Source organism: Bradyrhizobium yuanmingense (assembly GCF_900094575.1).
Lineage (GTDB): Bacteria > Pseudomonadota > Alphaproteobacteria > Rhizobiales > Xanthobacteraceae > Bradyrhizobium > Bradyrhizobium yuanmingense.
Genome location: NZ_FMAE01000001.1, coordinates 43,129 through 68,755 on the forward strand (window position 1 = coordinate 43,129; position 25,627 = coordinate 68,755).

Sequence of the window (25,627 nt, forward strand, 5' to 3'; positions counted from 1 at the left end):
CAATGAGCGCCTCCTGAACTCATTTGGGCGTCGAGCTCTTCTTGGCAGATTGTCCGCCAGGGGTGCTGCTGCCCGAGCCGTCCGTGGTGCCGGTCGACGAGGTCCCGGTCGTCATGCCGCCTTTGGTTTTGTCATTGTTCTTCGTGGTGTCGCTTGTTCCGCCCACGCCGGATTGCGCGCCTCCCTGTTGCTGACTGGGTTGCGCCATTGCGGTGGATCCCATCATCGAGGCGATCACTGCGCCCAGCATGAGCTTCTTGATCATCTGACTGTCTCCTGTTCTGATCGCGAACAACACGTCGCAACGCTCCGTGTTCCTCACCTGCAGTGGTTAAACCTGGAGTCTCCACGTCGTCATGGCGGGGCTTGTCCCGCATGACGACCTCTGGTGAATGTGCAAATGCGATACCCCCTTTGCGCAGAAGGGACGTGCATCAGGCCCTAAGAGCAAGGGCGGACGAGTCAGGCGATTGGCGGGCTCGCGAGGTTGACCGCCCCTGCGACAAATAATCTGCAAGACCCCTGTCGGATCGGCGGCTTGCCCGTCGTCCTCGTGACATGAATGGGCCATAGAGGCCAGCTCGGGCCCATCAACACTGAGGATAACAACCATGCCCAATACCGTCCGCCTGCACCGCGTTCTCGCCACCAGCCCGGAGAAAGTCTATCGCGCCTTCCTGGAAGCCGACGCGATGGCGAAATGGCTTCCGCCGAACGGCTTTACCTGCACCGTGCATCATTTCGAGCCCAAGGTCGGCGGCACGTTCAAGATGTCGTTCCGGAACTTCACGACGGGCAACAGCCATTCGTTCGGCGGCGAATATCTCGAGCTCGTGCCGGGCGAACGTCTCCGCTACACCGACAGATTCGACGACCCCAACCTGCCCGGCGAAATCCAGGTGACCGTGATCCTGAAGAAAGTCTCGGTCGGCACCGAGATCGACATCACGCAGGCCGGTATCCCCGACGTCATTCCACCGGAGGCGTGCTATCTCGGCTGGCAGGAATCGCTGCGTAATCTGGCCAGGCTCGTCGAGCCGGAGATCAATGAATAGCGGTCAGTATCTTAGGGTGGGCAAAGCGACTTGTCCGCCGTAGCTCGACGAGCGAAGGCGGAAGCGTGCCCACCACCAACGGTCTCTCAACCTCGCAAAGATGGTGGGCACGGCGCGCGAAGAGCGCGTCTTTGCCCACCCAACGGCACTTGCCAGATGGCGCGCACGGCGGAGCGCGCCTTTGCCCACGCGGCGGCACTGGTGTGCGGTCTTGATATGCATCAAGCCGTCAAGACGGCGAAGCGGCTAGGAGCAGAAGTCTTCCCTGCGCGCGTCGGAGGCGAAATGATGCGATCTGCTGTCGAATGGTTGATCATTGCCGGTGTTGCCGCCGGTTTCGTCACCGCGGCCAAGGGCGAAGACGTCGATATCGGCAAGGCGGAATTTCAGTCTTCGTGCGCGAGCTGTCATGGCGCCGATGCAAGGGGCAGCGGACCCGTCGGCAGCCAGCTCAAGATCCGGCCTTCCGACTTGACCATGTTGACCAAGAACAACAACGGGGTGTTTCCCACCAACGCCGTTTACGAAACCATATACGGGTCGAAATCGGTTCCGGCGCACGGCACCCGTGAAATGCCGATCTGGGGCGAGCGGTTCAACCCCATCGTCAACCTGCCTCACGCCGTCGATTCCTATTATTGGCAAAAGGCAGGGCCGCAGCAGAACCCGGAGGTCGTCGTGCGGACTCGCATTCTCGCGGTGATCGACTACCTGAACCGAATTCAGCAGAAATAGCGATCGAACAGCGTCGCCGCACAGACGCCGAACGCCGCCTGCTATGCCTTCGCGGCAGGCCCTCCGCCTGCCGTCCAGCGCTCGGGATCCGGACTGTGCCCGATCAGCGCCAGGCCATAGGCGATCGACTCGAACTGGTCGCCGGACATCAGGCGCTCGTTGCCGAAGCGGTCGGCGAACAATTTTCGGACCGCAGGCACAAACGAGGTGCCGCCGGTCAGAAACACCTTCTCCACCTCGCGCGAGGCGATGCGGGCCTCGGCCAGCACCTTGTCGACGGTGGCACCTAACCGGGCGATGTCGTCGGCAATCCAGGCTTCGAATTTCTTCCGCGTGATGGCCGCGCCGATGTCGACGCCGCCGCCCCTAAAGCGGAAGTCCACCTCGTCCTGCGCCGAGAGCGCCACCTTGGCGTCGGACACCGCGCGGTAAAGCGCAAAGCCGAGGTCGAGATCGACGATAGTGATGAAGTCCTCGAGCAGCTCGGGCTTCAGCGCGGTGCGCGCGAGCTCGCGGAGCTCGCGCAGATCGCCGTTGCTCTTCATCATCGCGAGCTGATGCCAGCGCGCCAGGTTCGTGTAGTGCCCGGTCGGGACCGGCAGCACCTTGTCGAACGAGCGGAAGCTGGAGCCCTTGCCGAGCCGCGGCGACACGATGTGGTCGACGATGCGATAGTCGAAGGTGTCGCCGGCAACGCCGATGCCGGCATGGCCGAGCGGCTCGGCGCGAAGAACGCCGCCCGTACGCGAGAAACGCATCACGGAAAAGTCGCTGGTGCCGCCGCCGAAATCGGCCACCAGCACGGTGGCATCGCGCTCCAGCCTGCGGGCAAACGAGAATGCCGCGCCCACGGGCTCGTAGACATAGCGCGCGTGGCCGGCGCCCAAGCGCTCGAACGCGGCGCGGTAGCGCTGCATCGCCAGCGCCTCGTCGGGATTGCCGCCGGCAAAGCGCACAGGGCGGCCGACCGTGATGTTCGCCGCCTCGAAGCCGAACTTGTCCCCGCCATGGCGCGCCAGCGTGCGCAGGAACGCCGCCAGGATGTCCTCGAATTTGTAGCGCTGCCGGAAGACTTGCGTGGTGTTGAAGCTCGAGCTCGCTGCGAAGGTCTTGAACGATTGCAGGAAGCGGTAGACGTGGCGTCCTTCGAGAAACTGCTCGATCGCCCATGGCCCGCCCTCGGCCTGGGCACCGGCGCCCGGCCGGTCCTCCCAGAAGCACAGGGCCGACACGTAGACGCTGTGGCGCTGCCCGCCATGGTCGAAGCGAATGGCTTCGACCCGGCGGTCGTCCGCCGCCAGCGCAACGACCGTGTTGCTCGTGCCAAAATCGATGCCGATCGAGACGGCGGGCGAGGCGCTCGACATGAACCACTCTGAATGATGCTTGGAAAGGGGGCAGAGCACTAACGGCTTTGCCGTCCCCTTGCAAGACCTGGTCCGAGATGGTCGAGCCCGGACCTCACGCCGCGTGGCTGGCAGGCACGTCGATCAGTTGGACTGATCGCCTCGACGCCAGGCCGGAAACGGATCGGCGAGAGCGGACCATGCGGCGATGTCCATGGTGGACGTATCAGGGACAAGGCATGCGTCCAGCCTGCCACGGATCTCGGCTTCGTCCATGCCGGTGCCGATGAACACGATCTCCTGGCGACGATCGCCGTACAGCTTGTCCCAATACTGGTCGAGCCGCTTGCGCCAGGCCTCATCGTTCGGCCACCGCTCCTTTGGAACGCTCGCCCACCAGAACCCCAGCGCTTCGGTCCTCACGATCGCTCCCGCCTGGCTGATCTCGCCGAGCCATTGCGGCCTCGTCGCCAGCCAGAAATGACCCTTCGCCCGGATCACGCCTGGCCAGGATGCCTTGACGAACTTGTCGAACTTCGCCGGATCGAACGGCCGGCGGGCGCGGTAGACGAAGTTCTTCACGCCATATTCCTGCGTTTCAGGCACGTGGTCGGCGAAACCATAGAGCTCCTTGTACCAGAGCGGATGCTGCTGGGCTTTCTCGAAGTCGAACCGGCCGGTGTTGAGCACGCGGTCGAACGGCACGCGGCTGTGATTGGCTTCGATGATGTCGGCTTCGGGATTCAACGAGCGGATGATCTGCCGTGCCGCCTCGCGCTGTTGCGGCGAGGCATCGTCCACCTTGTTGAGGACGATCACGTCGGCGAACTCGATCTGCTCCACGAGGAGATCGACCAGCGTCCGCTTGTCGCCGTCCAGCGCCTCGCCGCGCTCGCCGAGGAACTCGGTCGAGGAATAGTCCTTCAGCAGGTTGGCGGCGTCGACCACCGTCACCATCGTGTCCAGGTGAGCGATGTCGGAGAGGCTTTCGCCCTCTTCCGAGCGGAAATCGAACGTCGCTGCGACCGGGAGCGGCTCCGAAATGCCCGTCGATTCGATCAGCAGATAATCGAAGCGCCCGCTTTCGGCGAGCGCACGTACTTCCCTCAGGAGATCGTCGCGCAGGGTGCAGCAGATGCAACCGTTGGTCATCTCCACCAGTTTCTCATCAGTCCGCGAGAGGTTGGCACCACCATCGCGGACCAGGTCCGCATCGATGTTCACCTCGCTCATGTCGTTCACGATTACCGCCACTTTCAAGCCGTGCCGATTGTTCAGGACGTGATTCAGCAAAGTGGTCTTTCCAGCCCCGAGGAAGCCGGACAAGACGGTGACGGGGAGTTTGGGCATGGAGATCGAACAGCCTCTTGAGGGGGATGGGCCGAGGACAACGAGACACGGCATCTCACTATGTAATGTTATAACATTACATTCTCTATTCGACCTGACCCTGTCAAGGCGCTCGGCCCGCCCAGGGTTCACCGCCTATGCCGCAATGCGGAAGAAAGAATGCTGCTATGCAAACAAGAGCATGGACGCTGGCATCTGGCATACATAGATTGTTCCCAGAAATGAGACAGCAAGACTGACTGTTCTCAAGAAAGGGATTTCCGATGTCCAAGACCGCTTCCGTCGCTCTTGCGCCCTCCTCCTCGCTGTTCGCCCGCCTGATGGCCGCGATCGACGGCTTGCTGCTGGCGAGCGCCGAAATCTCCAATCGCAACGGGGACTTGCCGCGTTTCGGCCTGTAAGAAGGCCTTCGCTCCCGCACCGAACGGGCGACGGCACAGAAGCCAAAAACACGTTGTTTGACCAAATGGCCCCGCTTGTCGGGGCCATTTCTGTTTGGCAGCGCCCTCCCTCGCAGGCGAGCGGAACTGCGACGATTAGTCCGCCGAGGCCAACCGACGATTCCGGTTGTTTGTCTACTGGCATTTCGCATACCATCCATTCAAACAAGAATGGTTGCACGATTCAAAAGTGTAAGGACGGGGAAGCGTAACGCAGGACGGAAGGCCGAGTGGCCATGTTTGCCGCGCCTTGGCGAAGCCTTAGCCGAAAGATGCGGATGCCGCGCGTTATCCCTGCTCATACAGTTTCTATCGGGACTGCCATGGGTGCTAGACCGCAAGGGTAAACCCGGGGCATGTGACTCGGGATGGGCTGACGCAAGCCGACAAAGAGCGGCTGCGTTGAGGGTTCGACAGGGAGTGAACAAGATGAAGCCATTCGTTCTGAATGTCGCGTTGGCGGCAATGGTGATGTCGTGCGCGAGCAGCACCGCAAGCCGTGCCGCCTGGGAGCCGGTCCGTCCGGTCGAGTTCATCGTGCCCGCGGGTACCGGAGGCGGCGCCGACCAGATGGCGCGCACCATCCAGGGCATCGTCACCAAGCACAATCTGATGAAGCAGCCGCTGGTCGTCATCAACAAGGCCGGCGGCGCAGGCGGTGAAGGCTTCCTCGATGTGAAGACGTCGGCGAACAATCCGCACAAGATCATCATCACGCTGTCGAACCTGTTCACGACGCCGCTGGCGACGGGCATCCCCTTCAACTGGAAGGATTTGACTCCGGTCGCGATGCTCGCGCTCGACGAGTTCGTGCTCTGGGTCAATGCCGAGAAGCCGTACAGCTCCGTCAAGGACTATGTTGAGGCCGCGAAGAAGGCACCAAGCGGCACGTTCAAGATGGGCGGCACCGGGTCCAAGCAGGAAGACCAGATCATCACGGTCGGGATCGAGAAGGCCATCGACGCCAAGTTCACCTACATTCCCTACAAGGGCGGCGGCGAAGTCGCGGTGCAGCTGGTCGGCAACCACGTCGATTCGACCGTCAACAACCCGATCGAGGCGGTCGCGCAATGGCGCGGCGGCAAGCTCCGTCCGCTCTGCGTGTTCGACGCCCAGCCGATGGCCTATGACGAGCCGATCGCCGACGGCAAGGCCTGGAAGGATATTCCGACCTGCAAGTCGCAGGGCCTTGCGATGGAATATCTCATGCTGCGCGGCATCTTCATGTCGCCCAAGGCCACGAAGGACCAGGTCGAATATTACGTCGAGCTGTTCAAGAAGGTGCGCGCCACGCCGGAATGGCAGGAGTTCATGAAGAGCGGCGCCTTCAACACGACCTTCCTGACCGGCGCCGATTACGCCAAGTGGATCGAGGCGGAGGAGAAGCGGCACGAAAGCCTGATGAAGGAAGCCGGCTTCCTCGCATCGAATTGAGCCTGGCATCGATGACGGCCGAGGATGCTGCGCGTCCTCGCGCCGGCAGCGACTGCGAAAGACTGCATTTCCGCCTGGAGGCCTCATGACTGAACGATCCCGAGCCGAATCCGGCCCCGCCCACAAGACGCTGGAAATCGGCATGGGGCTGCTGATCGGCGTGTTCGGCCTCATCGTGATCTTCGGCAGCCTCAAGGCCGGCATCAATTGGGGCCCGGAGGGGCCGCGCGCCGGATTTTTCCCGTTCTATATCGGCGCGGCCATCGTCGCGGCGAGTGCGATCAACGTCTGGAACGCGCAGCGCGACGACGACGGACGGTTGTTCGCCGAATGGGGGCAGCTGCGCCAGGTCATGAGCGTCGTGGTGCCGACCGCCATCTACGTCGGCACAATGCCGTTCATCGGCCTTTACGTCGGCTCGATGCTCTTCATCGCCTGGTTCATGCGCTGGCTCGGCGGCTATCGCTGGCTGACCGTCGCAGCGGTGGCGGTCGGCATGCCGGTCGTGACTTACCTCGTTTTCGAGCGCTGGTTCCTCGTCCCTCTGCCCAAGGGGCCGCTCGAGGAATGGCTCGGCCTGTGAGACCCATCCACCCATTCAATTGCTGCTGCAGGACGTTTTGACATGGAAGAGTTGGCCAATCTGTTTCACGGCTTCGCGGTCGCCCTGCAGCCCTACAACATCATGCTGATGGTGATCGGCATCACGCTCGGCGTCCTCATCGGCGTGCTGCCGGGGCTCGGGGGCGCCAACGGCGTCGCGATCCTGCTTCCGCTGACCTTCAGCATGCCGCCGACATCGGCCATCATCATGCTGTCCTGCATCTATTGGGGCGCATTGTTCGGGGGAGCCATCACCTCGATCCTGTTCAACATCCCTGGCGAGCCATGGTCGGTGGCGACCACCTTCGACGGCTATCCGATGGCCCAGCAGGGCAAGCCCGGCGAGGCCCTGACGGCGGCCTTTACCTCCTCCTTCGTCGGCGCGCTGTTTGCCGTCGTCATGATCACGCTGGTTGCGCCGCTCGTCGCGGGCTTTGCGCTTCGATTTGGGCCGGCGGAGAAGTTCGCGGTGTATTTCCTCGCCTTCTGCTCCTTCGTCGGCCTCAGCAAGGAGCCGCCGTTCAAGACCATCGCCGCAATGATGATCGGCTTTGCGCTCGCGGCCGTCGGACTGGACTCGATCACCGGACAATTGCGGCTGACCTTCGGCATCACCGAACTGCTCAACGGCTTCGACTTCCTGATCGCCGTGATCGGCCTGTTCGGCATCGGCGAAATCCTGCTGACCATGGAGGAAGGGCTCGCCTTCCGCGGCGGCAAAGCCAGCATCAACCTTCGTGTCGTGCTCCAGACCTGGCGCGAGTTGCCCGCCTATTGGATGACATCGCTGCGGTCCTGCCTGATCGGCTGCTGGATGGGCGTCACCCCGGCCGGCGCAACGCCTGCTTCCTTCATGAGCTACGGCATCGCCAAGCGGCTGGCGCGACGCGGCAACAATTTCGGCAAGGGCGAGATCGAGGGCGTGATCGCGCCGGAGACGGCCGCACACGCCGCCGGCACCGCGGCGCTGCTGCCGATGCTGTCGCTCGGCGTGCCGGGCTCGCCGACCGCCGCCGTGCTGCTCGGCGGCCTCTTGATCTGGGGCCTGCAGCCTGGCCCGATGCTGTTCGTCGAGCAGAAGGAATTCGTCTGGGGCCTGATCGCCTCGATGTATCTCGGCAATCTCGTCGGGCTCATCGTCGTACTCACCTGCGTGCCGATCTTCGCCGCGATCCTGCGCGTACCCTTCGGCATCATCGCGCCGTTGATCCTGGTGCTCTGCGCGATCGGCGCCTATTCGGTGCACAACAGCACCTTCGACGTGATGCTGATGTTGGTGTTCGGCGTGATCGGCTATCTCCTGAAGAAGTGCAATTACCCGCTCGCGCCGCTGGTGCTCGCCATCGTGCTCGGCGACAAGGCCGAGGAAGCCTTCCGACAATCGCTGCTGGGCTCGCAAGGATCGCTCGGGGTGTTCTTCTCCAACGGCCTCGTCAGCACCATCATGGCGCTCGGCTTGGTCGCCCTGTTCTGGTCCGCGATCCAGGAAGGCTACAGCCGGCTGCGCACGTCGATGGCGTGAGGCGGGATCTGCGCAATCCGCATCGGTACCGACGCCAAATTGCCGCACTCCAGACTTCTGGAATATAGAATTCCAGAGATTGCACCGTCCCCCGCCGACGGCGCCTCGGCGCACGCGACCAATGCAGGCCTGCAAGAACGCCAAGTGCATAGGCTTTCAACAACGCCCCGCGACGTCGCCGATCCGAGACAAAGCGCTGTAAAAACAGCCTCTTAGCTTTAATCAACTGCAATCGCCGCCATCACGCCGACGCGATCGGGCTTTACTTTTCCGCGCTCATAGCGCATGTGAACAAGCCCGCGCTATTTCGCCGCACCCTCCCGTCCTCGCTTGAATCTTGGCATATTGCATACCAGAGTGCGCGCCAGCGCATGCATAAAAATGATGGGCGCGTTTGGGAGGGTTTTTGATGACGGACATGGTGCAGTCGGCAGCAGCGGCCCCGAGTGCCGCGCGCGTAAGCGATGCCTATCGCTGGGCGCAATTGGCGATCGGTGTGGCGGCGATGGTGATGATCGCCAATTACCAATATGGCTGGACGTTCTTCGTCCCCGACATCCAGAAGACGTTCGGCTGGGATCGTGCCTCGATCCAATGGGCCTTCACGCTCTTCGTGTTGTTCGAGACCTGGCTGGTGCCGGTTGAAGGATGGTTCGTCGACAAATACGGCCCGCGCATCGTGGTGCTGGTCGGCGGCGTGCTCTGCGCTATCGGCTGGGCGATCAACGCGCAGGCGACCTCGCTGAACGGCTACTATCTCGGCATGATCATCGCAGGCATCGGCGCCGGCGGCGTCTACGGCACCTGCGTCGGCAACGCGCTGAAATGGTTTCCGGACAAGCGCGGTCTTGCGGCCGGCATCACGGCGGCCGGCTTCGGGGCAGGCTCCGCGCTGACCGTGGCGCCGATCCAGGCCATGATCAAGGACAGCGGATTCCAGACCACCTTCCTCTATTTCGGCCTCGGGCAAGGCATCATCATCTGCCTCCTCGCCTTCTTCCTGCTCGCGCCGAAAGCGGGCCAGGTGCCGCACGTGGTGGCGAATGCCAATATCATCCAGACCCGGCGCAACTATCAGCCGACCGAAGTGCTGCGCCAGCCGATCTTCTGGCTGATGTACTTCATGTTCGTGATCGTCGGCGCGGGTGGACTGATGGTCACCGCGAACCTGAAGCCGATCGCGGTTGACTGGAAGGTCGACAGCGTCCCTGTGACGCTGATGGCGGTGACGATGACGGCGGTGACCTTCGCGGCCACGATCGACCGCGTGCTCAACGGCCTGACGCGTCCGTTCTTCGGCTGGATCTCCGACATGATCGGCCGCGAGAACACGATGTTCATCGCCTTCGGCATGGAAGGGTTCGGCATTTGGATGCTCTACCTCTGGGGCCACGATCCGGTCTGGTTCGTGCTGCTCTCGGGCTTCGTGTTCTTCGCCTGGGGTGAGATCTACTCGCTATTCCCCTCGACCTGCACCGACACGTTCGGCACCAAGTTCGCAACCACCAATGCCGGCCTGCTCTACACCGCGAAGGGCACCGCCGCGCTGCTGGTGCCGATCGCCAACTACATGCAGCAATCGTCGGGCACCTGGGACAGCGTGTTCATCATCGCGGCCGGCGCCAACATCCTGGCTTCGCTGCTGGCGATCGCGGTGCTCAAGCCCTGGCGCAAGGTCGTGGTCGCGAAATCGACGATCTGACCGGCGATACAATTCAGCAAGCACGACGCCCGGCCTCACGGCCGGGCGTTTTTTCTTTGGCGATCGTCGCATCGCCTCGCCGGGGCGCGGGCGGAGCCACCAAGAAGTGACAAGTTAGGGCTTGCAATCTGGAATATCGTATACCAATCTCCGCGTCGCGCCTGCGACGATAAGCCACAATACTCGCGACACCAGGTCGTCTTGCGATCCTGTGTCACGGACAATCAGGCGCTGGGAGGTTCTCGATGATTTCCAGCCCGGACGGCGCCGTCACCGCCGCGCCGCTTCGCACCGGTTTCCGCTGGCTCCAGCTCGGCATGGGCATCGTCTGCATGGCGATGATCGCCAATCTGCAATATGGCTGGACGCTGTTCGTCGATCCGATCGATGCCGCCCACCACTGGGGGCGCACCGCGATCCAGCTCGCCTTCACCATCTTCGTCGTCACCGAGACCTGGCTGGTGCCGGTCGAGGCCTGGTTCGTCGACAAATACGGCCCGCGCATCGTCATCATGTTCGGCGGCGTGATGATCGCACTGTCCTGGATCCTCAACGCCTCCGCCGACAGCCTCACCCTGCTCTATGCGGCGGCGATCGTCGGCGGCATGGGCGCGGGCGCGGTGTACGGCACCTGCGTCGGCAACGCGCTGAAATGGTTTCCCGACCGCCGCGGCCTCGCGGCGGGCGCGACCGCCGCCGGCTTCGGCGCAGGGGCCGCGATCACCATCGTGCCGATCGCGAGCATGATCGCCTCGAGCGGCTATCAGCACGCCTTCCTCACCTTCGGCATCGCCCAGGGCCTCGTCGTGTTCGTGCTCGCCTTCTTCATCCAGCCGCCGCGCCTCTCCATTCCGCCGAAGAAGAAGCAGATCAACCTGCCGCAGACCAGGATCGATTTCACCCCGCCGCAAGTGCTGCGCAGCCCTGTTTTCTGGGCGATGTATCTCGTCTTCGTCATGGTCGCTTCCGGCGGACTGATGACTGCGGCGCAGATCGCCCCGATCGCACACGACTTCAAGATCGCCGACAAGCCGGTGACGCTCGCCGGCTTCCAGATGGCGGCGCTGACCTTCGCGATCTCGCTCGACCGCATCTTCGACGGATTCGGGCGACCCTTCTTCGGCTGGGTCTCCGACACGATCGGCCGCGAGCCCACCATGTTCATCGCCTTCGGCACCGCGGCCTTGATGCTGCTGACGCTCTCGGCCTATGGCCAGGTGCCTGTCGTCTTCGTGCTGGCCACCGCGGTTTATTTCGGCGTGTTCGGCGAGATCTATTCGCTGTTCCCCGCGACCTGCGGCGACACCTTCGGTGCGAAGTTCGCAACCACCAACAATGGCATGCTCTACACCGCGAAGGGCACGGCCTCCCTGCTCGTCCCGCTCGCGAGCGTGATCTCGACCGCCTATGGCTGGAAGGCCGTATTCGTGGTGGCGGTGGCGCTGAACGCCACGGCGGCGCTGATGGCGCTGCTCGTGATCAAGCCGCTGCGCCGCGCCTTCATCCTCGGCCAGGAAGCCGAGCGCACGGAGACCGCAAGCGGAACCGCCAAGACCGAGACGGCGTAAGGCGCCGCACCTTGCCGGCTTGCAGAGGGGCGCAGCGATGCGCCCCTTTCTTTTTGGGCACGGCGATAATGTCAGTACGCCTGTCGCAAGATTTTTCGGATCCGCCAAATCCAGCGCTTGACGATTGGCATTATGTATACCACACTTCCTCACCACTCACCCAGGGAGGTTGCAATGCTGGTCGGAGACATTCTGCGCAAGAAGACGCCGCGCGTTGTCACGGTACGTATGAACGAAACGGTGGGGATCGCGGCCAAGCTGATGCGCGCCAACAATATCAGCGCGCTGGTGGTCAAGGATGTGGTCCGCTCCGAGGGCAACACCGCGGTTGGCATGTTCACCGAGCGCGACGTGGTGCGCGCCGTCGCCGAGCACGGCGCGGGCGCCGTCAACGTCAAGGTCTCCCAGCTGGTCTCGGTGCAGCAGCTGGTGTCCTGCACCTCCACCGACACGATCGAGCACGTCCGGCATCTGATGAACCGTCATCATATCCGCCATCTGCCCGTGATCGACGATTACAGCCTCGTCTCCGTCATCAGCATGCGCGACATCGCCGCGGCGATGGATGAGGCGCTCAACGGCACGCCGCAAGCGGCGGCTTAAAGCATGATCCGGAAAAGTGCGCAGCGGTTTTCCGACAAGATCATGCTCAAACAATAGACTAAAGCGCATCGCGCTTTAGAGCGGCAAAACTTCCCCCTGCGACTGCCGGCCCCGGCTCGGATCCTTCCGAGCCGGACCGGATCTTTCGTCCCAAAATCCGTCTCTGCTCGCGAGGATTTCATGAAGATCTGCATCTACGGCGCCGGCGCGATCGGCGGATATCTCGGGGTTCAGCTCGGGCGCGCGGGCGCCGACGTCAGCCTGATCGCACGCGGCGCGCACCTTGCCGCCATGCGCGAGCGCGGCCTGACGCTGCTCGCGGGCGAGGAAAAGCACACCGTTCATCCGCGCTGCACCGATGATCCCACCGAACTCGGCGTGCAGGACTTCATCATCATCACGCTGAAGGCCCATTCGATCACCGGCGTGATCGAAAAGATGCAGCCGCTGCTCGGGCCTCACACCCGCATCGTCACCGCCGTCAACGGCGTTCCCTACTGGTACTTCTACAAGCACGGCGGTCAATATGAGAACTCGACGCTGGAGAGCATCGATCCCGGCGGCCGGCAGTGGCGTGAGCTGGGGGCCGAGCGCGCCATCGGCTGCATCGTCTATCCCGCCACCGAGATCGAGGCGCCCGGCGTGATCCGCCACGTCTACGGCAACAACTTTCCGCTCGGCGAGCCCTCGGGCGAGATCACCTCCGACGTGCAGCACCTCGCCGATCTCTTCGTCGCCGCCGGCCTGAAGGCTCCCGTGCTCGACCGCATCCGCGACGAGATCTGGCTGAAGCTCTGGGGCAATGTCTGCTTCAACCCGATCAGTGCGCTGACCCACGCCACGCTCGACGTGATCTGCACCGATCCCGCCACGCGCGCGCTGTCGCGCGCGATCATGGTGGAGACGCAAGCCATCGCCGAGACCTTCGGCGTCAAGTTCCGCGTCGACGTCGAGCGCCGCATCGAGGGGGCGCGCAAGGTGGGCGCGCACAAGACCTCGATGCTGCAGGATCTCGAGCGCGGCCGCCCGATGGAGATCGATCCGCTCGTCACCGTGGTGCAGGAGATGGGCCGGCTCACCGGTATTCCGACGCCCGCGCTGGATTCGGTGCTGGCCATGGTGACGCAGCGCGCCCGCATCGCCGGCCTCTATGACGGCGTCTCGACACCGGCTGATCCGCGCGCACTGGCGGTGGCGTGATGACGAGCGTGACCAAATGGCTGCGCTTCCGCCATGGCGGGACGACGGGCTTCGGCACGCTGACGTCCTCCGGCATCACCGTGCACGAGGGCGACATGTTCGGTCGCAACGCCGCAACGGGCAAGATTTTGGCGCTCTCGGAGGTCGAGCTGCTTGCGCCCTGCGTGCCCAGCAAGATCGTCGCGCTCTGGAATAATTTCCACGCGCTCGCGGCCAAGCTGAACCAGCCCAAACCGCCGGAGCCGCTGTACCTGCTCAAGGCCACCACCAGCATCGCCGCACCCGGCGCCGTGATCCGCCGCCCGTCTCATTACGACGGCAAGACCACCTATGAGGGCGAGCTCGGCATTGTCATCGGCAGGACCTGCGCCCGTGTCTCGCCAGATGAGGCCGACAGCTTCATCTTCGGCTACACCTGCGTCAACGACATTACCGCCAACGACATCCTGACGCGCGACCCCACCTTCGCCCAATGGGCCCGCGCCAAGGGCATCGACGATTACGGTCCGTTCGGCCCTGTGATCGCGACCGGTCTCGATCCGGCAAAACTCACGGTTCGCACCATCCTCAACGGCGCGGAGCGGCAGAACTACCCGATCTCGGACATGATCTTCAGCGCGCAGGAGCTGGTGAGCAGGATCTCCCACGACATGACCCTCTCGCCCGGCGACCTCATCGCGGTCGGCACCTCGGTCGGCGTCGGCGTGATGAAGGAGCCCGTCAACACGGTGACCGTCGCGATCGACGGCATCGGCGAGCTCACCAACGAGTTCCGGCTGTAGACTTTTTCGCCGCCGCAGAGCAGCAAAATTGATCTGGCGCAAACCCGCCGTCGCGGCCAAGGCTACCCTCCCCGGCAAAAGATTGATTTCTGATGCAAGGGAGGACGCACATGTCGAATGCCGGCAACGCACTGCTGTGGACCGTGCTGTACTTCGCTCTCTCGTTCGCCGCGATCTTCGTGGTCTGGTTCGCCGATAGGATTCGGTCGAACTTGCTCGGGAAGCGATAGCCCCAGGGCACGTTGCTTCGTCCTAGCGCTGGCGGCTGGCCTGGGTGCAAGCGGGCCGGCACAGGGACGTGGGCGCCACCTCGCATCTTCCGCAGCGCCTGGCGTTGACGGAATCCCGGTGCTGCGCTCTGCGGTAAGCCAGCGGGCCCCTGTCGGCACCAGGGTCGGTCGCGCTCCGAAACATCCAGACACATCACATCTCCGCGCGCCCGAGCAATGCCGCCAACATGTCCCGTGCGCGCCGCAACTTGGACGCATTCGGCCGCCCTTTTGGGAGGCGTGTCTGGGGGCACGGCATGACCGTGTTTGGACCAAACCTTCTAGGGGTATCGCTGTGAAGAAGATTGTATTTGCTCTGGGTGCCACGCTTGCTTTTGCGACGGCTGCAAACGCTGCAGATCTGCCGCGCCGGCAGCCGGTGCCAGCCTATCCGGGCGAGCAGGCGCCAATCGGCAAGATGCCGATCGGCAAGAACCCGATTGGAAAGGCCCCGATCGGCAAGGCGCCGGGCCCGGTCGCCGCGCGCTACTGACGCGCAGCGAAATACGCGTCAGACATTTGCGCTCGATGGTCGAGGGGGAATAGCGTGACGAACAAAGCTGGTCGATCGGGATCCTGCATCCTCGCGGGCTTCGCTCTTGCAGCTATGCTCTCATGCACGACGCCCTCGGCCTCGGCCCATGAGACCGACAAGCAGACCGACAAGCGCGTTGCCGATGCGAACGCGCTTGCTACGACCGACACTGCCCCGCGGCCACAGCCGCAATCGACGCGGCGCTCGGTCGCGCGGGCGGAGAAAGGCCCCTATTACGTCGACTTCCGCGCCCGCACGGCTGCGAGCTGGGGCCATGCGTTCGTCTGGTACGGCAAGACCAGCGAGAAGGCCGTCGAGGTTGCGGGCCTGACACCGGCCGGCGATACGCTCGCTTACGTGCTCGGTCACATTACCTTTGTGCCATCCGAGACCGGCGCCAGCTACGGCGATCTCGATCCGGAATATCTGACCGCGAGCTATCGGGTCTATCTCAACGAAGCCGACGCCAAGCGCGTGTTCGCCTACATCAAGGAGTTGCAGGCCAGCTCGCCGGTCTGGAATGCCGAGACCATAAACTGTACCGGCTTCATCGGCGACATCGCGGAGTTCATGGGATTGAAGGTCCCCCATCGCTGGCAGCGCCCGGAAAACTTCGTCAACAGCCTCAAGGAAATCAACGGCGGGCGCCAGATGGTGCGGTTGTCGGCGAAGTAGCTCTTCGCCCCATTCTCGGTGTCATTGCCCGCGGAGGCGGGCAATCCAGTATTCCAGAGACTGCGAGGGTAGAGCCGAGAGGTCGCGGCGTACTGGATACCCCGCCTTCGCGGGGTATGACGGCGGAGTTTGAGGAAAGAGCTTGCCCTCATCAGGCAGCAGCGCACCCCAATTATCCGCCCCGCGGAATCTCCTCGCCTTCCGCATGGTCGCCCCGCCGGGCGGCGCAATAGACTTTTCCCACCCCTAGCGGCATCCTGCCGCCATCAACCGAGAACAAAGCGCCACGCGGGGCGCGGGGGGAAACAGATCATGTTGCAGACACGGTTCACCAAGCTCGTCGGCGTCCAGCACCCGATCGTTCAGGGCGGCATGCAATGGGTCGGACGCGCCGAGCTGGTCGCAGCCGTCGCCAATGCCGGCGCGCTCGGCTTCATCACCGCGCTGACCCAGCCGACGCCGGAGGACCTGACCAAGGAGATCGCGCGCTGCCGCGACCTCACGGACAAGCCGTTCGGCGTCAACCTCACCATCCTGCCGGCGATCAAGCCGCCGCCCTATGCCGAATACCGCGCCGCGATCATCGAGAGCGGCATCAAGGTGGTCGAGACCGCCGGCAACAAGCCGCAGGAGCATGTCGACGAATTCAGGAAACACGGCGTCAAGGTCGTGCACAAATGCACCAGCGTCCGTCACGCGCTCTCGGCCGAGCGGATGGGCGTCGACGCCATCTCGATCGACGGCTTCGAATGCGCCGGCCATCCCGGCGAGGACGACACGCCCGGCCTGATCCTGATCCCGGCCGCCGCCGACAAGATCAAGATTCCGATGATCGCCTCGGGCGGCTTTGCCGATGGCCGCGGCCTGGTGGCGGCGCTGGCGCTGGGAGCCGAGGGCATCAACATGGGCACCCGTTTCATGGCCACCAAGGAGAGCCCGATCCATCAGCTCATCAAGGAGAAGATCGTCGCCAATGACGAGCGCGAGACCGAGCTGATCTTCCGCACCATGCGCAACACCTCGCGCGTGGCCAAGAACGCGGTCTCGACCAAGGTCGTCGCGATGGAGAAGGAAGGCGCCAAGTTCGAGGACATCCGCGAGCTCGTCGCCGGTGCCCGCGGCAAGATGGTCTATGCCACCGGCAATTCCGACGAAGGCATCTGGTCGGCCGGCCAGGTGCAGGGCCTGATCCAGGACATCCCGAGCTGTGCCGAGCTCGTCTCCCGCATCGTGCGCGAGGCGGAGGCGATCATTCGCAGCCGGCTCGAGGGGATGATCGTTCAGTCACAACGCGAAGCGGCGGAATAATCACTGCAAGACGTGAGAGTATTGCATGAAAGCCTACGTCTACGGCCCTGAAGGCGCGGGGATTTCCGACGTCGCTCAACCAAAGCCCAAAGGCACGCAGGTGCTCGTCCGCGTTCGCGCCTGCGGCCTCAATCGCGCCGACACCGGCATGCGCAAGGGCCACGCCCATGGCGCGGCCGGCGGCGTCGGCACCGTGCTGGGCATGGAATGGGCCGGTGAGGTCGCCGAGCTCGGGCCCGATGCGAAGGGCGTGAAGATCGGCGACCGCATCATGGGATCGGGCGGCGCGGCGTTCGCCGAATATACGCTGGCCGATCACGGCCGGCTGCTCCACACGCCGTCGAACATGAATTTCGAGGAGGCCGCCACCCTCCCCGTCGCGCTCGCGACCATGCACAACGCCGTCGTCACGATCGGCGGGGTGCAGGCTGGCCAGAGCGTGCTGGTCCAGGGTGCGAGCTCCGGCGTCGGGCTGATGGCAATGCAGATCGCCCGGCTCAAGGGCGCGAAGCTGGTGATCGGCTCGTCCACCGACGCGTATCGCCGCGGCCGGCTGAAGGAGTATGGCGCCGACCTCGCCGTCGACAGCTCCGATCCGAAATGGGTCGACGAGGTGCTGAAGGCGACGAACGGCGAAGGCGTCGACCTCATCGTCGACCAGGTCTCGGGCAAGGTCGCCAACCAGAACCTCGCCGCGACGAAGATCAAGGGCCGCATCGTCAATGTCGGCCGCCTCGGCGGCACCCATGCCGACTTCAATTTCGACCTGCACGCGGCCCGCCGCATCGACTATGTCGGCGTCACCTTCCGCAGCCGTACCATCGAGGAGGTCCGCGAGATCTTTGCCGAGGTCCGCAGGGACATCTGGGGCGCGGTGGAATCGCGCAAGCTGCAACTGCCGATCGACAAGGTGTTCGCGTTCGGCGAGATCGACCAGGCGTTCGAGCACATGGAAGCGAACAGGCATCTGGGGAAGATCGTGGTGACGGTGCCGTAGGGCGCCGGCAGCGGCCCGGTAGGGTGGGCAAAGCGAAGCGTGCCCACGATCTGCATCCATCGCGGACGAATGGTGGGCACGGCGCTAACGCGCCTTTGCCCACCCTACGGGGCCGGAGCAAGGCGTAGACCGCTCCTGCAACTCACTAGCGACTACATCCTGTGGATCATCGCTTGATGTCCCACACGGGGCTGCTAAATCCCCGCCCATGACCTCCCAGCATGACAAAACCTCGGTCGCGGCCATCTCGATCTTCGCCAGCGGCGGCATGGCGGCGGCCAAGTTCGCGGTCGGGATCGCGATCGGCTCGCTGGCGCTGATCTCGGAAGCCCTGCATTCCCTGATCGACCTGGTTGCGACCATCATCACCTGGGCGGTGGTGCGGGTGTCCGACAAGCCCGCCGACGAGGAGCACCATTACGGCCACGGCAAGCTGGAAAGCATCTCCGCGCTCGGCGTCACCGCCCTGCTCTACGTGCTGGCCGGGGGCATCCTGGTCGAGGCCTATAGCCGGCTGCGCGAGGGAACCCCGCCGCCGACCATCTCGGCCGTGCCGTTCGTGGTGCTGGTGATCGATATCGCCGTCAATCTCTGGCGCGCCCGCGCCCTGCACCATGCCGCGCGGGAGACCAGAAGCCAGGCCTTGGCGGCCGACGCGCTGCATTTCGCCTCGGACGTGATGGGCTCCTGCGCCGTGATCGTGGGCCTGATCCTGGCTGGGCTCGGCTTCTGGTGGGGCGACACCGCGGCGGCCGCAGCGGTTGCCGTGATGATCGCAGCGCTCGGCCTGCGCATGGCCGGCTCGACCGTGCAGACGCTGGTCGATCGCGCTCCCGAAGGCGCGCAGGAGAAGGCCAAAGCGGCGATCCGCAGCGTGCCCGGCGTGATCGACGTCGAACGCTTGCGCGTGCGCATGGTCGGAGCGACCACGTTCATCGACACTATCGCGAAGGTGCCGCGGACCTATCCGATCGACCGGGTCGAGGACATCAAGCGCAACGCGCAGGCCGCCGTCGCCAAGGCTTTCGGCGATGCCGACCTTACCTTCGCCGCAGTGCCCGTCGCGCGCGACAACGAGACCGTGCGCGACCGCATCATGGTGATCGCGCGCAATTCCGCCCTCGCCGTCCACCACGTCACGGTGCACGATCTCGGCGTCAAGCTGATCGTCAGCATCGACCTCGAGGTCGATGCCAACATGCAGCTCGAGGCCGCGCACGACATCGCCAACACGCTGGAGCGCAACATCCAGGAGGAGTTCGGCGAGGACGTCGAGGTCGACGTTCACATCGAGCCGCTGGAACCGGAACTTCCGTTCGGGGTCGATGCCACGCCGGACCGGGTGCGGACCATCGCCGCCGCGCTGACGGAATATGCCGCCGGCAGCGAGATCCACGACATCCACAATGTGCGGGTCCGCAACACCGACGCCGGCGAGATCGTCAACTTCCACTGCCGCGCAACACCGTCGATGAGCGTGATCAAGGTGCACGAGCATGTCGACGCGATCGAGCGTGCGTTGCGGCGCGCGTTCCCGAGCGTGAAGCGCGTCATCAGCCACGCCGAGCCGCCGCGGGCGTGATGAAGAATGCGCGACGAGTCACACGTTCTCGTTTCGGACTCGTTGCACCCGTGCCTTTGCGGACGCGCGACGCACAAACTGCGTGTTGGATAAGAATAATTTCGCGTTAACGATTCGTTGACTCTCGACAGCCCGCGAAAACTGGATTCAAATCGGTGTGATTCGGAAGTGACGTGGGGCTGCTTCCGGAACTCGTTTTTCAGGGGGCCGAAGGCATGTCGCGTGCAGACGCCGCGAACGCGTGCGTCCAATCCGATTCGATCAAGGGATTGGCGCAATCGATCGCGAAACCTGCCTATCATCGGCTGTTGATCGCGGAGCCGGCGCTGCGTCGCGCCGTGCCGACGCTCATCATCGCCTTCCTGATCACGATCTGCCTCGGTGCCTTCGTGCAGGTGGTCGATCAAACGCGCCAGAAGCGGCTGGTGATCCGACACGACATTTCGGCGCTCGCCGACCTGCTCGCCGAGCGCATCGACCGCCTCACTTCGGTTCGCCAGGAGCGGCTCAAGACCATCGAGGGCCTGCCGACGCTGCTGCCTGATCTCATTCCGTCCTGGGCCACGGCCTCGGGCCGGCACGTCATCGTCACCTCCGCCGGCATCGACCGCCGCATCCTCGCGCGCATCCCGGCCGACAGCGACCCGATCGGCAACGACCGCCTGCTCGATGCGATCACGACCGCGCAGCTGGTCGCGGCGCCGCCACGCGACGCCAACGTCTCCGACCTGACGCTGCCGAGCGGCAACGCGGCGATGGCGACCTCGCGGCAGATCAAGTCACTGCCCGGCTTCGTCACCGTGATCCAGGAGCGCAACGAGCCGATCTGGGGCTCGGACGCCGCGCTTTCAGTGACGCTGTCGGCGACCACGGGCTTCGTCGTCCTGATCCTGGGCTTCGCCTTCCACTGGCAGTCGACCCGCGCCCGCGAAGGCGACCTCATCAACGACGCGGTGCGCGGCCGCATCGACACGGCGCTCAACCGCGGCCGCTGCGGGCTGTGGGACTGGGACCTGTCGCGCGGCCGGATCTTCTGGTCGCAGTCGATGTTCTCGATCCTCGGTCTCGACGGCCGTCACGAACTCCTCACCTTCGGAGAGGTCAATGCGCTGGTGAAGTCCGATGACATCGACCTGTTCGCGATCGCCGACCAGCTCATCTCCGAGAAGATCGACCATATCGACCAGACCTTCCGCATGCAGCATGTCGACGGCCACTGGATCTGGCTCCGCGTCCGCTGCGAGAAGACGCGCGGGGCGACCGATTCCAGCGTCCACCTGATCGGGATCGCCGTCGACATCACCGAGCAGAAGAGCCTCGCCGAAAAGACCGTGGAAGCCGACCTCCGCCTGCGCGACGCGATCGAGACCATTCCGGAGGCCTTCGTGCTGTGGGATGCGAGCGACCGCCTGGTGCTCTGCAACTCGCACTTCCAGCGCCTGCACAAGCTGCCCGACACCGCGGTCATCCCCGGCACCTCCTACGAGACCGTGCTCGAGGTCGGCCGCATGCCGGAGGTGCGCACCCGCCACAACGAGACCGCGGCCCAGGGCCCGGGGGCGCGCACCTTCGAGGCGCAGCTCGATGACGGCAGCTGGCTGCACATCAGCGAGCGCCGCACCAAGGACGGCGGCTACGTCTCGGTCGGCACCGACATCACCCGCATCAAGGAGCACGAGCAGAAGCTGGTCGACAACGATCTACGCCTGCGCGCCACCGTCATCGACCTCAAGCGCTCACAGGCCGCGCTGGAGCGCCAGGCGGTCGAGCTCGCCGACCTCGCCGAGAAGTACCAGCGCGAGAAGACCCGCGCCGAGGAAGCCAACCAGACCAAGTCGAAATTCCTCGCCAATATGAGCCACGAGCTGCGCACGCCGCTCAATGCCATCATCGGCTTCTCCGAGATCATGGGGTCGGGCATGTTCGGCGAGCTCGGCAGCGAGAAGTACCAGGAATATTGCCAGGACATCCTGACCAGCGGCCATTATCTGCTCGAGGTCATCAACGACATCCTCGACATGTCCAAGATCGAGGCCGGCCGCATGAAGCTCGACATGGAAGAGCTCGACCTCGCGCAGACGCTTGCCGAATCGTTGAGGGTCGTCACCGGCCGTGCGCAGGACAAGCACCTGACGCTCGATGCCGACATCGCAAAATCCATCTCGGTCGTCGCCGACCGCCGCGCCACCAAGCAGATCATCGTCAACCTGCTCTCCAACGCCGTGAAGTTCACGCCCGACGGCGGACGGGTCGTGGTGCGCAGCCGGCAGCTCGACGACAGGATCGTGCTGATGATCGCCGACACCGGCATCGGCATCGCACCGCATTCGCTGGCGCGGCTCGGGCGTCCCTTCGAGCAGGTCGAGAGCCAGCTCACCAAGACCTATCACGGCTCGGGCCTCGGCCTTGCCATCGCCCGCTCACTGGCGCAGCTCCACGGCGGCTCGATGCGCCTGCGCTCGAAGATCGACGTCGGCACCGTCGTGCGCGTGACCCTGCCGCGGGATGCGGTGAAGGCGGGATCGGGGATATCGGCTGCGGCTTAAAACCGCGAGCAACGATCGAGTCAGTTTCGATCTGGGATGCCCTTCTCCCCTTGTGGGAGAAGGTGGCGCGAAGCGCCGGATGAGGGGTGTCTATCCACGCCAATACTTTCGGGAGGAGAGATACCCCTCACCCGTCTCGCCGCTACGCGGCGAGCCACCCTCTCCCACAAGGGGAGAGGGGAAGAAGAGCTCTCGGTTCACTCGGCTCAGCCAAAAGACCTTCCGCTTACGATTGCAGCGTCGGCGCGACTTCGCGCGCGACGTTGACCAGCGCTGCGATCAGCGGCGTCATGGGATCGCGCTGCGGGATCACCAGGCCGATGCTGTAATTGACCTCGGGGTCGACGATCGGGATTGAGCGGACGGTGTCGGACAGGCCGAGTGTCTCGGCGAGCTTGGCCGGCATCACGCTGGCCCAGCGCCCGGTCTTGACGTGTGTGAACAGCACCAGCAGCGAGTTCGACGTCAACGTCGGCGTCGCCTCCGCGCCGACCGATCGCAACGCGCGGTCGATGATGCGACGGTTCTGCATGTCGGGCGTCAAGAGGCACAGCGGCACTTGCCCGACCTCGGTCCAGGTCACCGTCTCGCGATCGCCGAACATCGCGTCCGGCGCGGTGAGCAGGCGATAGCTCTCGTTGTAGAGCGGGATGGTGCGCACCTTGCCGATCGGCTCGTTCTCGATATAGGTCAGCCCCGCATCGACCTCGAGATTTTCCAAGAGCCCCAGCACCTCGGACGAGGTGGTGGACTGGATGCGGAAGCGCACCTCCGGATGCTTGGCACGGAACGGCGTCGTCAGCGCGGCGACCATGCCGAGCACGGTCGGGACCGCCGCGATCCGGATCTCGCCGGAGAGCTGATGCTTCAGCCCGTTGATCTCGTCGCGCATCGCCCGGGCATCGCCCACGATCCGCCGCGCCCAGTCGAGCGCCCGCTCGCCTTCCGGCGTAAATCCCTGAAAGCGCGAGCCGCGCTGGACCAGCATCACGCCGAGAATTTCCTCGAGCTGCTTGAGCCCGGTCGACATCGTCGGTTGCGTCACACCGCAGGCCTCGGCCGCGCGTCCGAAATGCCGCTCCTTCGCCAGCGCCAGCAATAGTTCAAGCTTGTCGATCAACCGGCCGTCCCCTCGGATTCCATCGTGGCACGCAAGCTAGCACGCCGGGCCTGCACCAACACGCAAAAACCCGCAGCCCACCCAACTTTCATGACCAATCCGTATCGATCGATTGCGGTTGCAAATCGATCGGAATCCGCAATCGCAGCACGGGACAGCTTTATTGATCTGCGAATGATTCCAACTAGTTTGCGGCGAAGGAAACGCTCTGGTTGAGAACGAAGAATGACAACGGTTTATGAGCCTTGGAACGAGACGCGCGGCGCAGAGATCATCGCCGAACATGCCAACCAGGAGGGAGCGACGCTGGTCATCCTGCATGCGCTTCAGGACGCATTTGGCTATGTGCCCGAAGCCGCGATTCCCATGGTGGCGAAAGCGCTCAATTTGTCGCGAGCCGAAGTCCATGGGGTGTTCACCTTCTATCATGATTTCCGCCACAAGCCCGCCGGCCGCCATGTGCTGAAGCTGTGCCGCGCCGAGGCATGCCAGGCTGCCGGCGGCGACGCGCTGGTTGCGCGGGCGGAGACGAAGCTCGGCGTGTCGCTCGGCAGCACGACGCCCGACGAGCGCGTCACGCTGGAGCCGATCTATTGCCTCGGCCTGTGCGCGACCGCGCCATCCGCCATGCTCGACGGCCGCCTGATCGGCCGGCTCGACCAGAAGCGCCTCGATGCGCTGGTTGCGGAGGCGCAGCGATGAGCATGCGTGTCTACGTCTCACGTGATGCTGGCGCGGTCGCCGTCGGCGCCGACGAGGTGGCGCAGGCGCTCGAGCGGGCCGCGGCCACGCGCGGTGTTGCAATCGAAATCGTCAGGACCGGCTCGCGCGGAATGTACTGGCTGGAGCCGCTGGTCGAGGTCGCAACGCCGCAGGGACGCATCGCCTTCGGCCCGGTGGCGGAAGCAGATGTGCCCTCCCTGCTCGACGCGCTCGCAAACAACACCCCGCATCTCTTGCGGTTAGGGGCCACCGACGAGATCCCTGGCTGAAGCGCCAAACCCGCCTCACCTTCGCGCGCTGCGGCGTGATCGATCCGCGCTCGCTCGACGACTACCGTGCCCATGGCGGCTACAAGGGCCTCGCGCGGGCTCTCTCGCTTGGCTCGGATGCGATCCTCACCGAAGTCACCGCATCGGGCCTGCGCGGCCGCGGCGGCGCCGGCTTTCCGACCGGGATCAAGTGGAAGACCGTCGCGCAGGCCAAGGCCGACCGCAAGTTCATCGTCTGCAACGCCGACGAGGGCGACAGCGGCACCTTTGCCGACCGCATGATCATGGAAGGCGATCCCTTCCTGGTGATCGAGGGCATGACCATCGCCGGCCTCACCGTCGGCGCGACCAAGGGCTACATCTACATCCGCAGCGAATATCCGCATGCGGTGGAAGCCATGAACGCCGCCATCGCGGCGGCCAGGCGCGGCGGCTATCTCGGCGACAAGATCGGCGGCTCCACCACCAGCTTCGATCTCGAAGTCCGCGTCGGCGCCGGCGCCTATGTCTGTGGCGAGGAGACCTCGCTGCTGGAAAGTCTCGAAGGCCGCCGCGGCATCGTGCGCGCAAAACCGCCGCTGCCGGCGCATCACGGCCTGTTCGGCAAGCCGACCGTGATCAACAACGTGCTGTCGTTCGCCGCGATCCCGTTCATCCTCGCCGAGGGCGCCAAGGCGTATGCCGATTTCGGCATGGGCCGCTCGCGCGGCACGATGCCGATCCAGCTCGCGGGCAACATCCGCTACGGTGGCCTGTTCGAGACCGCCTTCGGTGTGACGCTCGGCGAGCTCGTCGACGACATTGGCGGCGGCACCTTTACCGGCCGCCCGGTCCGCGCCGTGCAGGTCGGCGGGCCGTTAGGGGCCTATTTCCCCCGTGCGCTGTTCGACACGCCGTTCGATTATGAGGCCTTTGCCGCACGCGACGGATTGATCGGCCATGGCGGCATCGTCGTGTTCGACGACAGCGTCGACATGCGCAGGCAGGCGCGCTTCGCCATGGAGTTCTGTGCCGTCGAATCCTGCGGCAAGTGCACGCCGTGCCGGATCGGCTCGACCCGCGGCGTCGAGACCATCGAGAAGATTATGCGCGGCGAGCGCGTCAATGAAAACATCGCGCTGGTCGAGGACCTCTGCAACACCATGAAATTCGGCTCGCTCTGCGCACTCGGCGGCTTCACGCCCTACCCCGTGCTCAGCGCGTTGAAGCACTTCCGGGAGGATTTCGCATCCCTCGCGACCACGCTGCAGGCCGCGGAATAGG

The 25,627-nt window shown here is 64.4% G+C and carries 22 protein-coding genes and 1 pseudogene; 19 read left to right on the forward strand and 4 right to left on the reverse strand.

Going from position 1 to position 25,627, the window contains the following annotated elements; genetic code table 11:
* Window positions 1-19: 19 nt before the first annotated feature.
* On the reverse strand, window positions 20-265 hold the full coding sequence (locus tag GA0061099_RS00205) for a hypothetical protein (RefSeq protein ID WP_036023323.1): 246 nt from the start codon (window positions 263-265) through the stop codon (window positions 20-22).
* Between the two features lie 346 nt (window positions 266-611).
* Between GA0061099_RS00205 and GA0061099_RS00210 the strand changes: the two genes are divergently transcribed.
* Window positions 612-1,055 carry an SRPBCC family protein gene (locus GA0061099_RS00210; protein WP_036023321.1) on the forward strand — a complete coding sequence of 148 codons (444 nt, stop codon included), beginning with the start codon at window positions 612-614 and terminating at the stop codon, window positions 1,053-1,055.
* Window positions 1,056-1,211: 156 nt separating this feature from the next.
* A complete protein-coding gene (locus GA0061099_RS00215) occupies window positions 1,212-1,790 on the forward strand; it encodes a c-type cytochrome (RefSeq protein WP_244429316.1) in 579 nt (192 codons plus the stop codon).
* A 41-nt stretch (window positions 1,791-1,831) separates the two neighbouring features.
* Here GA0061099_RS00215 and GA0061099_RS00220 read toward each other — a convergent pair whose 3' ends face one another.
* Together GA0061099_RS00220 and zigA are read right to left on the reverse strand one after the other, a co-directional pair.
* On the reverse strand, window positions 1,832-3,157 hold the full coding sequence (locus GA0061099_RS00220; RefSeq protein WP_036023319.1) for an Hsp70 family protein: 1,326 nt from the start codon (window positions 3,155-3,157) through the stop codon (window positions 1,832-1,834).
* A gap of 123 nt (window positions 3,158-3,280) precedes the next feature.
* Window positions 3,281-4,486, reverse strand: a complete 1,206-nt coding sequence (gene zigA, locus GA0061099_RS00225) for a zinc metallochaperone GTPase ZigA (protein WP_036023317.1) — start codon at window positions 4,484-4,486, stop codon at window positions 3,281-3,283.
* Window positions 4,487-4,749: 263 nt separating this feature from the next.
* Here zigA and GA0061099_RS40990 point away from each other — a divergent pair, with 263 nt between their 5' ends.
* From GA0061099_RS40990 to GA0061099_RS00295, 15 genes are all read left to right on the forward strand, one after another.
* Window positions 4,750-4,887: a hypothetical protein gene (locus GA0061099_RS40990; protein WP_167361641.1), complete on the forward strand. Its 138-nt coding sequence runs from the start codon at window positions 4,750-4,752 to the stop codon at window positions 4,885-4,887.
* Window positions 4,888-5,355: 468 nt separating this feature from the next.
* Entirely contained in the window at window positions 5,356-6,360 is a 1,005-nt protein-coding gene (locus GA0061099_RS00230) for a Bug family tripartite tricarboxylate transporter substrate binding protein (RefSeq protein WP_036023325.1), read from the forward strand.
* A gap of 85 nt (window positions 6,361-6,445) precedes the next feature.
* Window positions 6,446-6,943, forward strand: coding sequence for a tripartite tricarboxylate transporter TctB family protein (locus tag GA0061099_RS00235; protein WP_036005718.1), 498 nt, complete (start codon window positions 6,446-6,448; stop codon window positions 6,941-6,943).
* Between the two features lie 42 nt (window positions 6,944-6,985).
* The gene (locus GA0061099_RS00240; RefSeq protein ID WP_036005721.1) at window positions 6,986-8,485 is read left to right on the forward strand and encodes a tripartite tricarboxylate transporter permease; all 1,500 of its coding nucleotides are present in this window, start codon (window positions 6,986-6,988) and stop codon (window positions 8,483-8,485) included.
* Window positions 8,486-8,894: 409 nt separating this feature from the next.
* Window positions 8,895-10,187 (forward strand): oxalate/formate MFS antiporter, encoded by a 1,293-nt coding sequence (gene oxlT, locus GA0061099_RS00245; RefSeq protein WP_036023315.1) that lies wholly within the window; start codon window positions 8,895-8,897, stop codon window positions 10,185-10,187.
* Window positions 10,188-10,432: 245 nt separating this feature from the next.
* A complete protein-coding gene (oxlT, locus tag GA0061099_RS00250) occupies window positions 10,433-11,755 on the forward strand; it encodes an oxalate/formate MFS antiporter (protein ID WP_036005726.1) in 1,323 nt (440 codons plus the stop codon).
* 174 nt (window positions 11,756-11,929) lie between these two features.
* Window positions 11,930-12,358, forward strand: a complete 429-nt coding sequence (locus GA0061099_RS00255; protein WP_036005729.1) for a CBS domain-containing protein — start codon at window positions 11,930-11,932, stop codon at window positions 12,356-12,358.
* Window positions 12,359-12,538: 180 nt separating this feature from the next.
* Window positions 12,539-13,558, forward strand: a complete 1,020-nt coding sequence (locus GA0061099_RS00260) for a 2-dehydropantoate 2-reductase (protein WP_036023293.1) — start codon at window positions 12,539-12,541, stop codon at window positions 13,556-13,558.
* The gene (locus GA0061099_RS00265; protein WP_081492906.1) at window positions 13,558-14,340 is read left to right on the forward strand and encodes a fumarylacetoacetate hydrolase family protein; all 783 of its coding nucleotides are present in this window, start codon (window positions 13,558-13,560) and stop codon (window positions 14,338-14,340) included. The genes GA0061099_RS00260 and GA0061099_RS00265 overlap by 1 nt, the downstream gene beginning before the upstream one ends.
* Window positions 14,341-14,904: 564 nt before the next feature.
* Window positions 14,905-15,102: a hypothetical protein gene (locus GA0061099_RS00270; protein WP_244429315.1), complete on the forward strand. Its 198-nt coding sequence runs from the start codon at window positions 14,905-14,907 to the stop codon at window positions 15,100-15,102.
* Between the two features lie 54 nt (window positions 15,103-15,156).
* The gene (locus tag GA0061099_RS00275; protein ID WP_036023292.1) at window positions 15,157-15,819 is read left to right on the forward strand and encodes a hypothetical protein; all 663 of its coding nucleotides are present in this window, start codon (window positions 15,157-15,159) and stop codon (window positions 15,817-15,819) included.
* Window positions 15,820-16,131: 312 nt separating this feature from the next.
* Window positions 16,132-17,127, forward strand: a complete 996-nt coding sequence (locus tag GA0061099_RS00280) for an NAD(P)H-dependent flavin oxidoreductase (RefSeq protein ID WP_036005739.1) — start codon at window positions 16,132-16,134, stop codon at window positions 17,125-17,127.
* A 25-nt stretch (window positions 17,128-17,152) separates the two neighbouring features.
* Window positions 17,153-18,124, forward strand: coding sequence for a zinc-binding dehydrogenase (locus tag GA0061099_RS00285; RefSeq protein WP_036023291.1), 972 nt, complete (start codon window positions 17,153-17,155; stop codon window positions 18,122-18,124).
* Between the two features lie 208 nt (window positions 18,125-18,332).
* Window positions 18,333-19,706, forward strand: a complete 1,374-nt coding sequence (locus GA0061099_RS00290) for a cation-efflux pump (protein ID WP_036005745.1) — start codon at window positions 18,333-18,335, stop codon at window positions 19,704-19,706.
* Between the two features lie 215 nt (window positions 19,707-19,921).
* Window positions 19,922-22,252, forward strand: a complete 2,331-nt coding sequence (locus GA0061099_RS00295; RefSeq protein WP_036005929.1) for a PAS domain-containing sensor histidine kinase — start codon at window positions 19,922-19,924, stop codon at window positions 22,250-22,252.
* Window positions 22,253-22,478: 226 nt separating this feature from the next.
* Here the strand turns inward: GA0061099_RS00295 and GA0061099_RS00300 are convergent, their stop codons facing one another.
* Window positions 22,479-23,372, reverse strand: coding sequence for a LysR family transcriptional regulator (locus GA0061099_RS00300; RefSeq protein WP_036005748.1), 894 nt, complete (start codon window positions 23,370-23,372; stop codon window positions 22,479-22,481).
* Window positions 23,373-23,597: 225 nt separating this feature from the next.
* Between GA0061099_RS00300 and GA0061099_RS00305 the strand changes: the two genes are divergently transcribed.
* The gene (locus tag GA0061099_RS00305; RefSeq protein ID WP_036023289.1) at window positions 23,598-24,074 is read left to right on the forward strand and encodes a formate dehydrogenase subunit gamma; all 477 of its coding nucleotides are present in this window, start codon (window positions 23,598-23,600) and stop codon (window positions 24,072-24,074) included.
* A pseudogene (locus GA0061099_RS00310) lies at window positions 24,071-25,626 on the forward strand (formate dehydrogenase beta subunit). Before GA0061099_RS00305 ends, GA0061099_RS00310 begins: the two are co-directional and overlap by 4 nt.
* Window position 25,627 lies beyond the last annotated feature (1 nt).

What these genes read in the sequence shown, in the direction of transcription:
- GA0061099_RS00205 (WP_036023323.1), bottom strand. Translation starts at nt 265, where the DNA reads ATGATCAAGAAGCTCATGCTGGGCGCAGTGATCGCCTCGATGATGGGA.
- GA0061099_RS00210 (WP_036023321.1), top strand. Translation starts at nt 612, where the DNA reads ATGCCCAATACCGTCCGCCTGCACCGCGTTCTCGCCACCAGCCCGGAG.
- GA0061099_RS00215 (WP_244429316.1), top strand. Translation starts at nt 1,212, where the DNA reads ATGGCGCGCACGGCGGAGCGCGCCTTTGCCCACGCGGCGGCACTGGTG.
- GA0061099_RS00220 (WP_036023319.1), bottom strand. Translation starts at nt 3,157, where the DNA reads ATGTCGAGCGCCTCGCCCGCCGTCTCGATCGGCATCGATTTTGGCACG.
- zigA (WP_036023317.1), bottom strand. Translation starts at nt 4,486, where the DNA reads ATGCCCAAACTCCCCGTCACCGTCTTGTCCGGCTTCCTCGGGGCTGGA.
- GA0061099_RS40990 (WP_167361641.1), top strand. Translation starts at nt 4,750, where the DNA reads ATGTCCAAGACCGCTTCCGTCGCTCTTGCGCCCTCCTCCTCGCTGTTC.
- GA0061099_RS00230 (WP_036023325.1), top strand. Translation starts at nt 5,356, where the DNA reads ATGAAGCCATTCGTTCTGAATGTCGCGTTGGCGGCAATGGTGATGTCG.
- GA0061099_RS00235 (WP_036005718.1), top strand. Translation starts at nt 6,446, where the DNA reads ATGACTGAACGATCCCGAGCCGAATCCGGCCCCGCCCACAAGACGCTG.
- GA0061099_RS00240 (WP_036005721.1), top strand. Translation starts at nt 6,986, where the DNA reads ATGGAAGAGTTGGCCAATCTGTTTCACGGCTTCGCGGTCGCCCTGCAG.
- oxlT (WP_036023315.1), top strand. Translation starts at nt 8,895, where the DNA reads ATGACGGACATGGTGCAGTCGGCAGCAGCGGCCCCGAGTGCCGCGCGC.
- oxlT (WP_036005726.1), top strand. Translation starts at nt 10,433, where the DNA reads ATGATTTCCAGCCCGGACGGCGCCGTCACCGCCGCGCCGCTTCGCACC.
- GA0061099_RS00255 (WP_036005729.1), top strand. Translation starts at nt 11,930, where the DNA reads ATGCTGGTCGGAGACATTCTGCGCAAGAAGACGCCGCGCGTTGTCACG.
- GA0061099_RS00260 (WP_036023293.1), top strand. Translation starts at nt 12,539, where the DNA reads ATGAAGATCTGCATCTACGGCGCCGGCGCGATCGGCGGATATCTCGGG.
- GA0061099_RS00265 (WP_081492906.1), top strand. Translation starts at nt 13,558, where the DNA reads ATGACGAGCGTGACCAAATGGCTGCGCTTCCGCCATGGCGGGACGACG.
- GA0061099_RS00280 (WP_036005739.1), top strand. Translation starts at nt 16,132, where the DNA reads ATGTTGCAGACACGGTTCACCAAGCTCGTCGGCGTCCAGCACCCGATC.
- GA0061099_RS00285 (WP_036023291.1), top strand. Translation starts at nt 17,153, where the DNA reads ATGAAAGCCTACGTCTACGGCCCTGAAGGCGCGGGGATTTCCGACGTC.
- GA0061099_RS00290 (WP_036005745.1), top strand. Translation starts at nt 18,333, where the DNA reads ATGACCTCCCAGCATGACAAAACCTCGGTCGCGGCCATCTCGATCTTC.
- GA0061099_RS00295 (WP_036005929.1), top strand. Translation starts at nt 19,922, where the DNA reads ATGTCGCGTGCAGACGCCGCGAACGCGTGCGTCCAATCCGATTCGATC.
- GA0061099_RS00305 (WP_036023289.1), top strand. Translation starts at nt 23,598, where the DNA reads ATGACAACGGTTTATGAGCCTTGGAACGAGACGCGCGGCGCAGAGATC.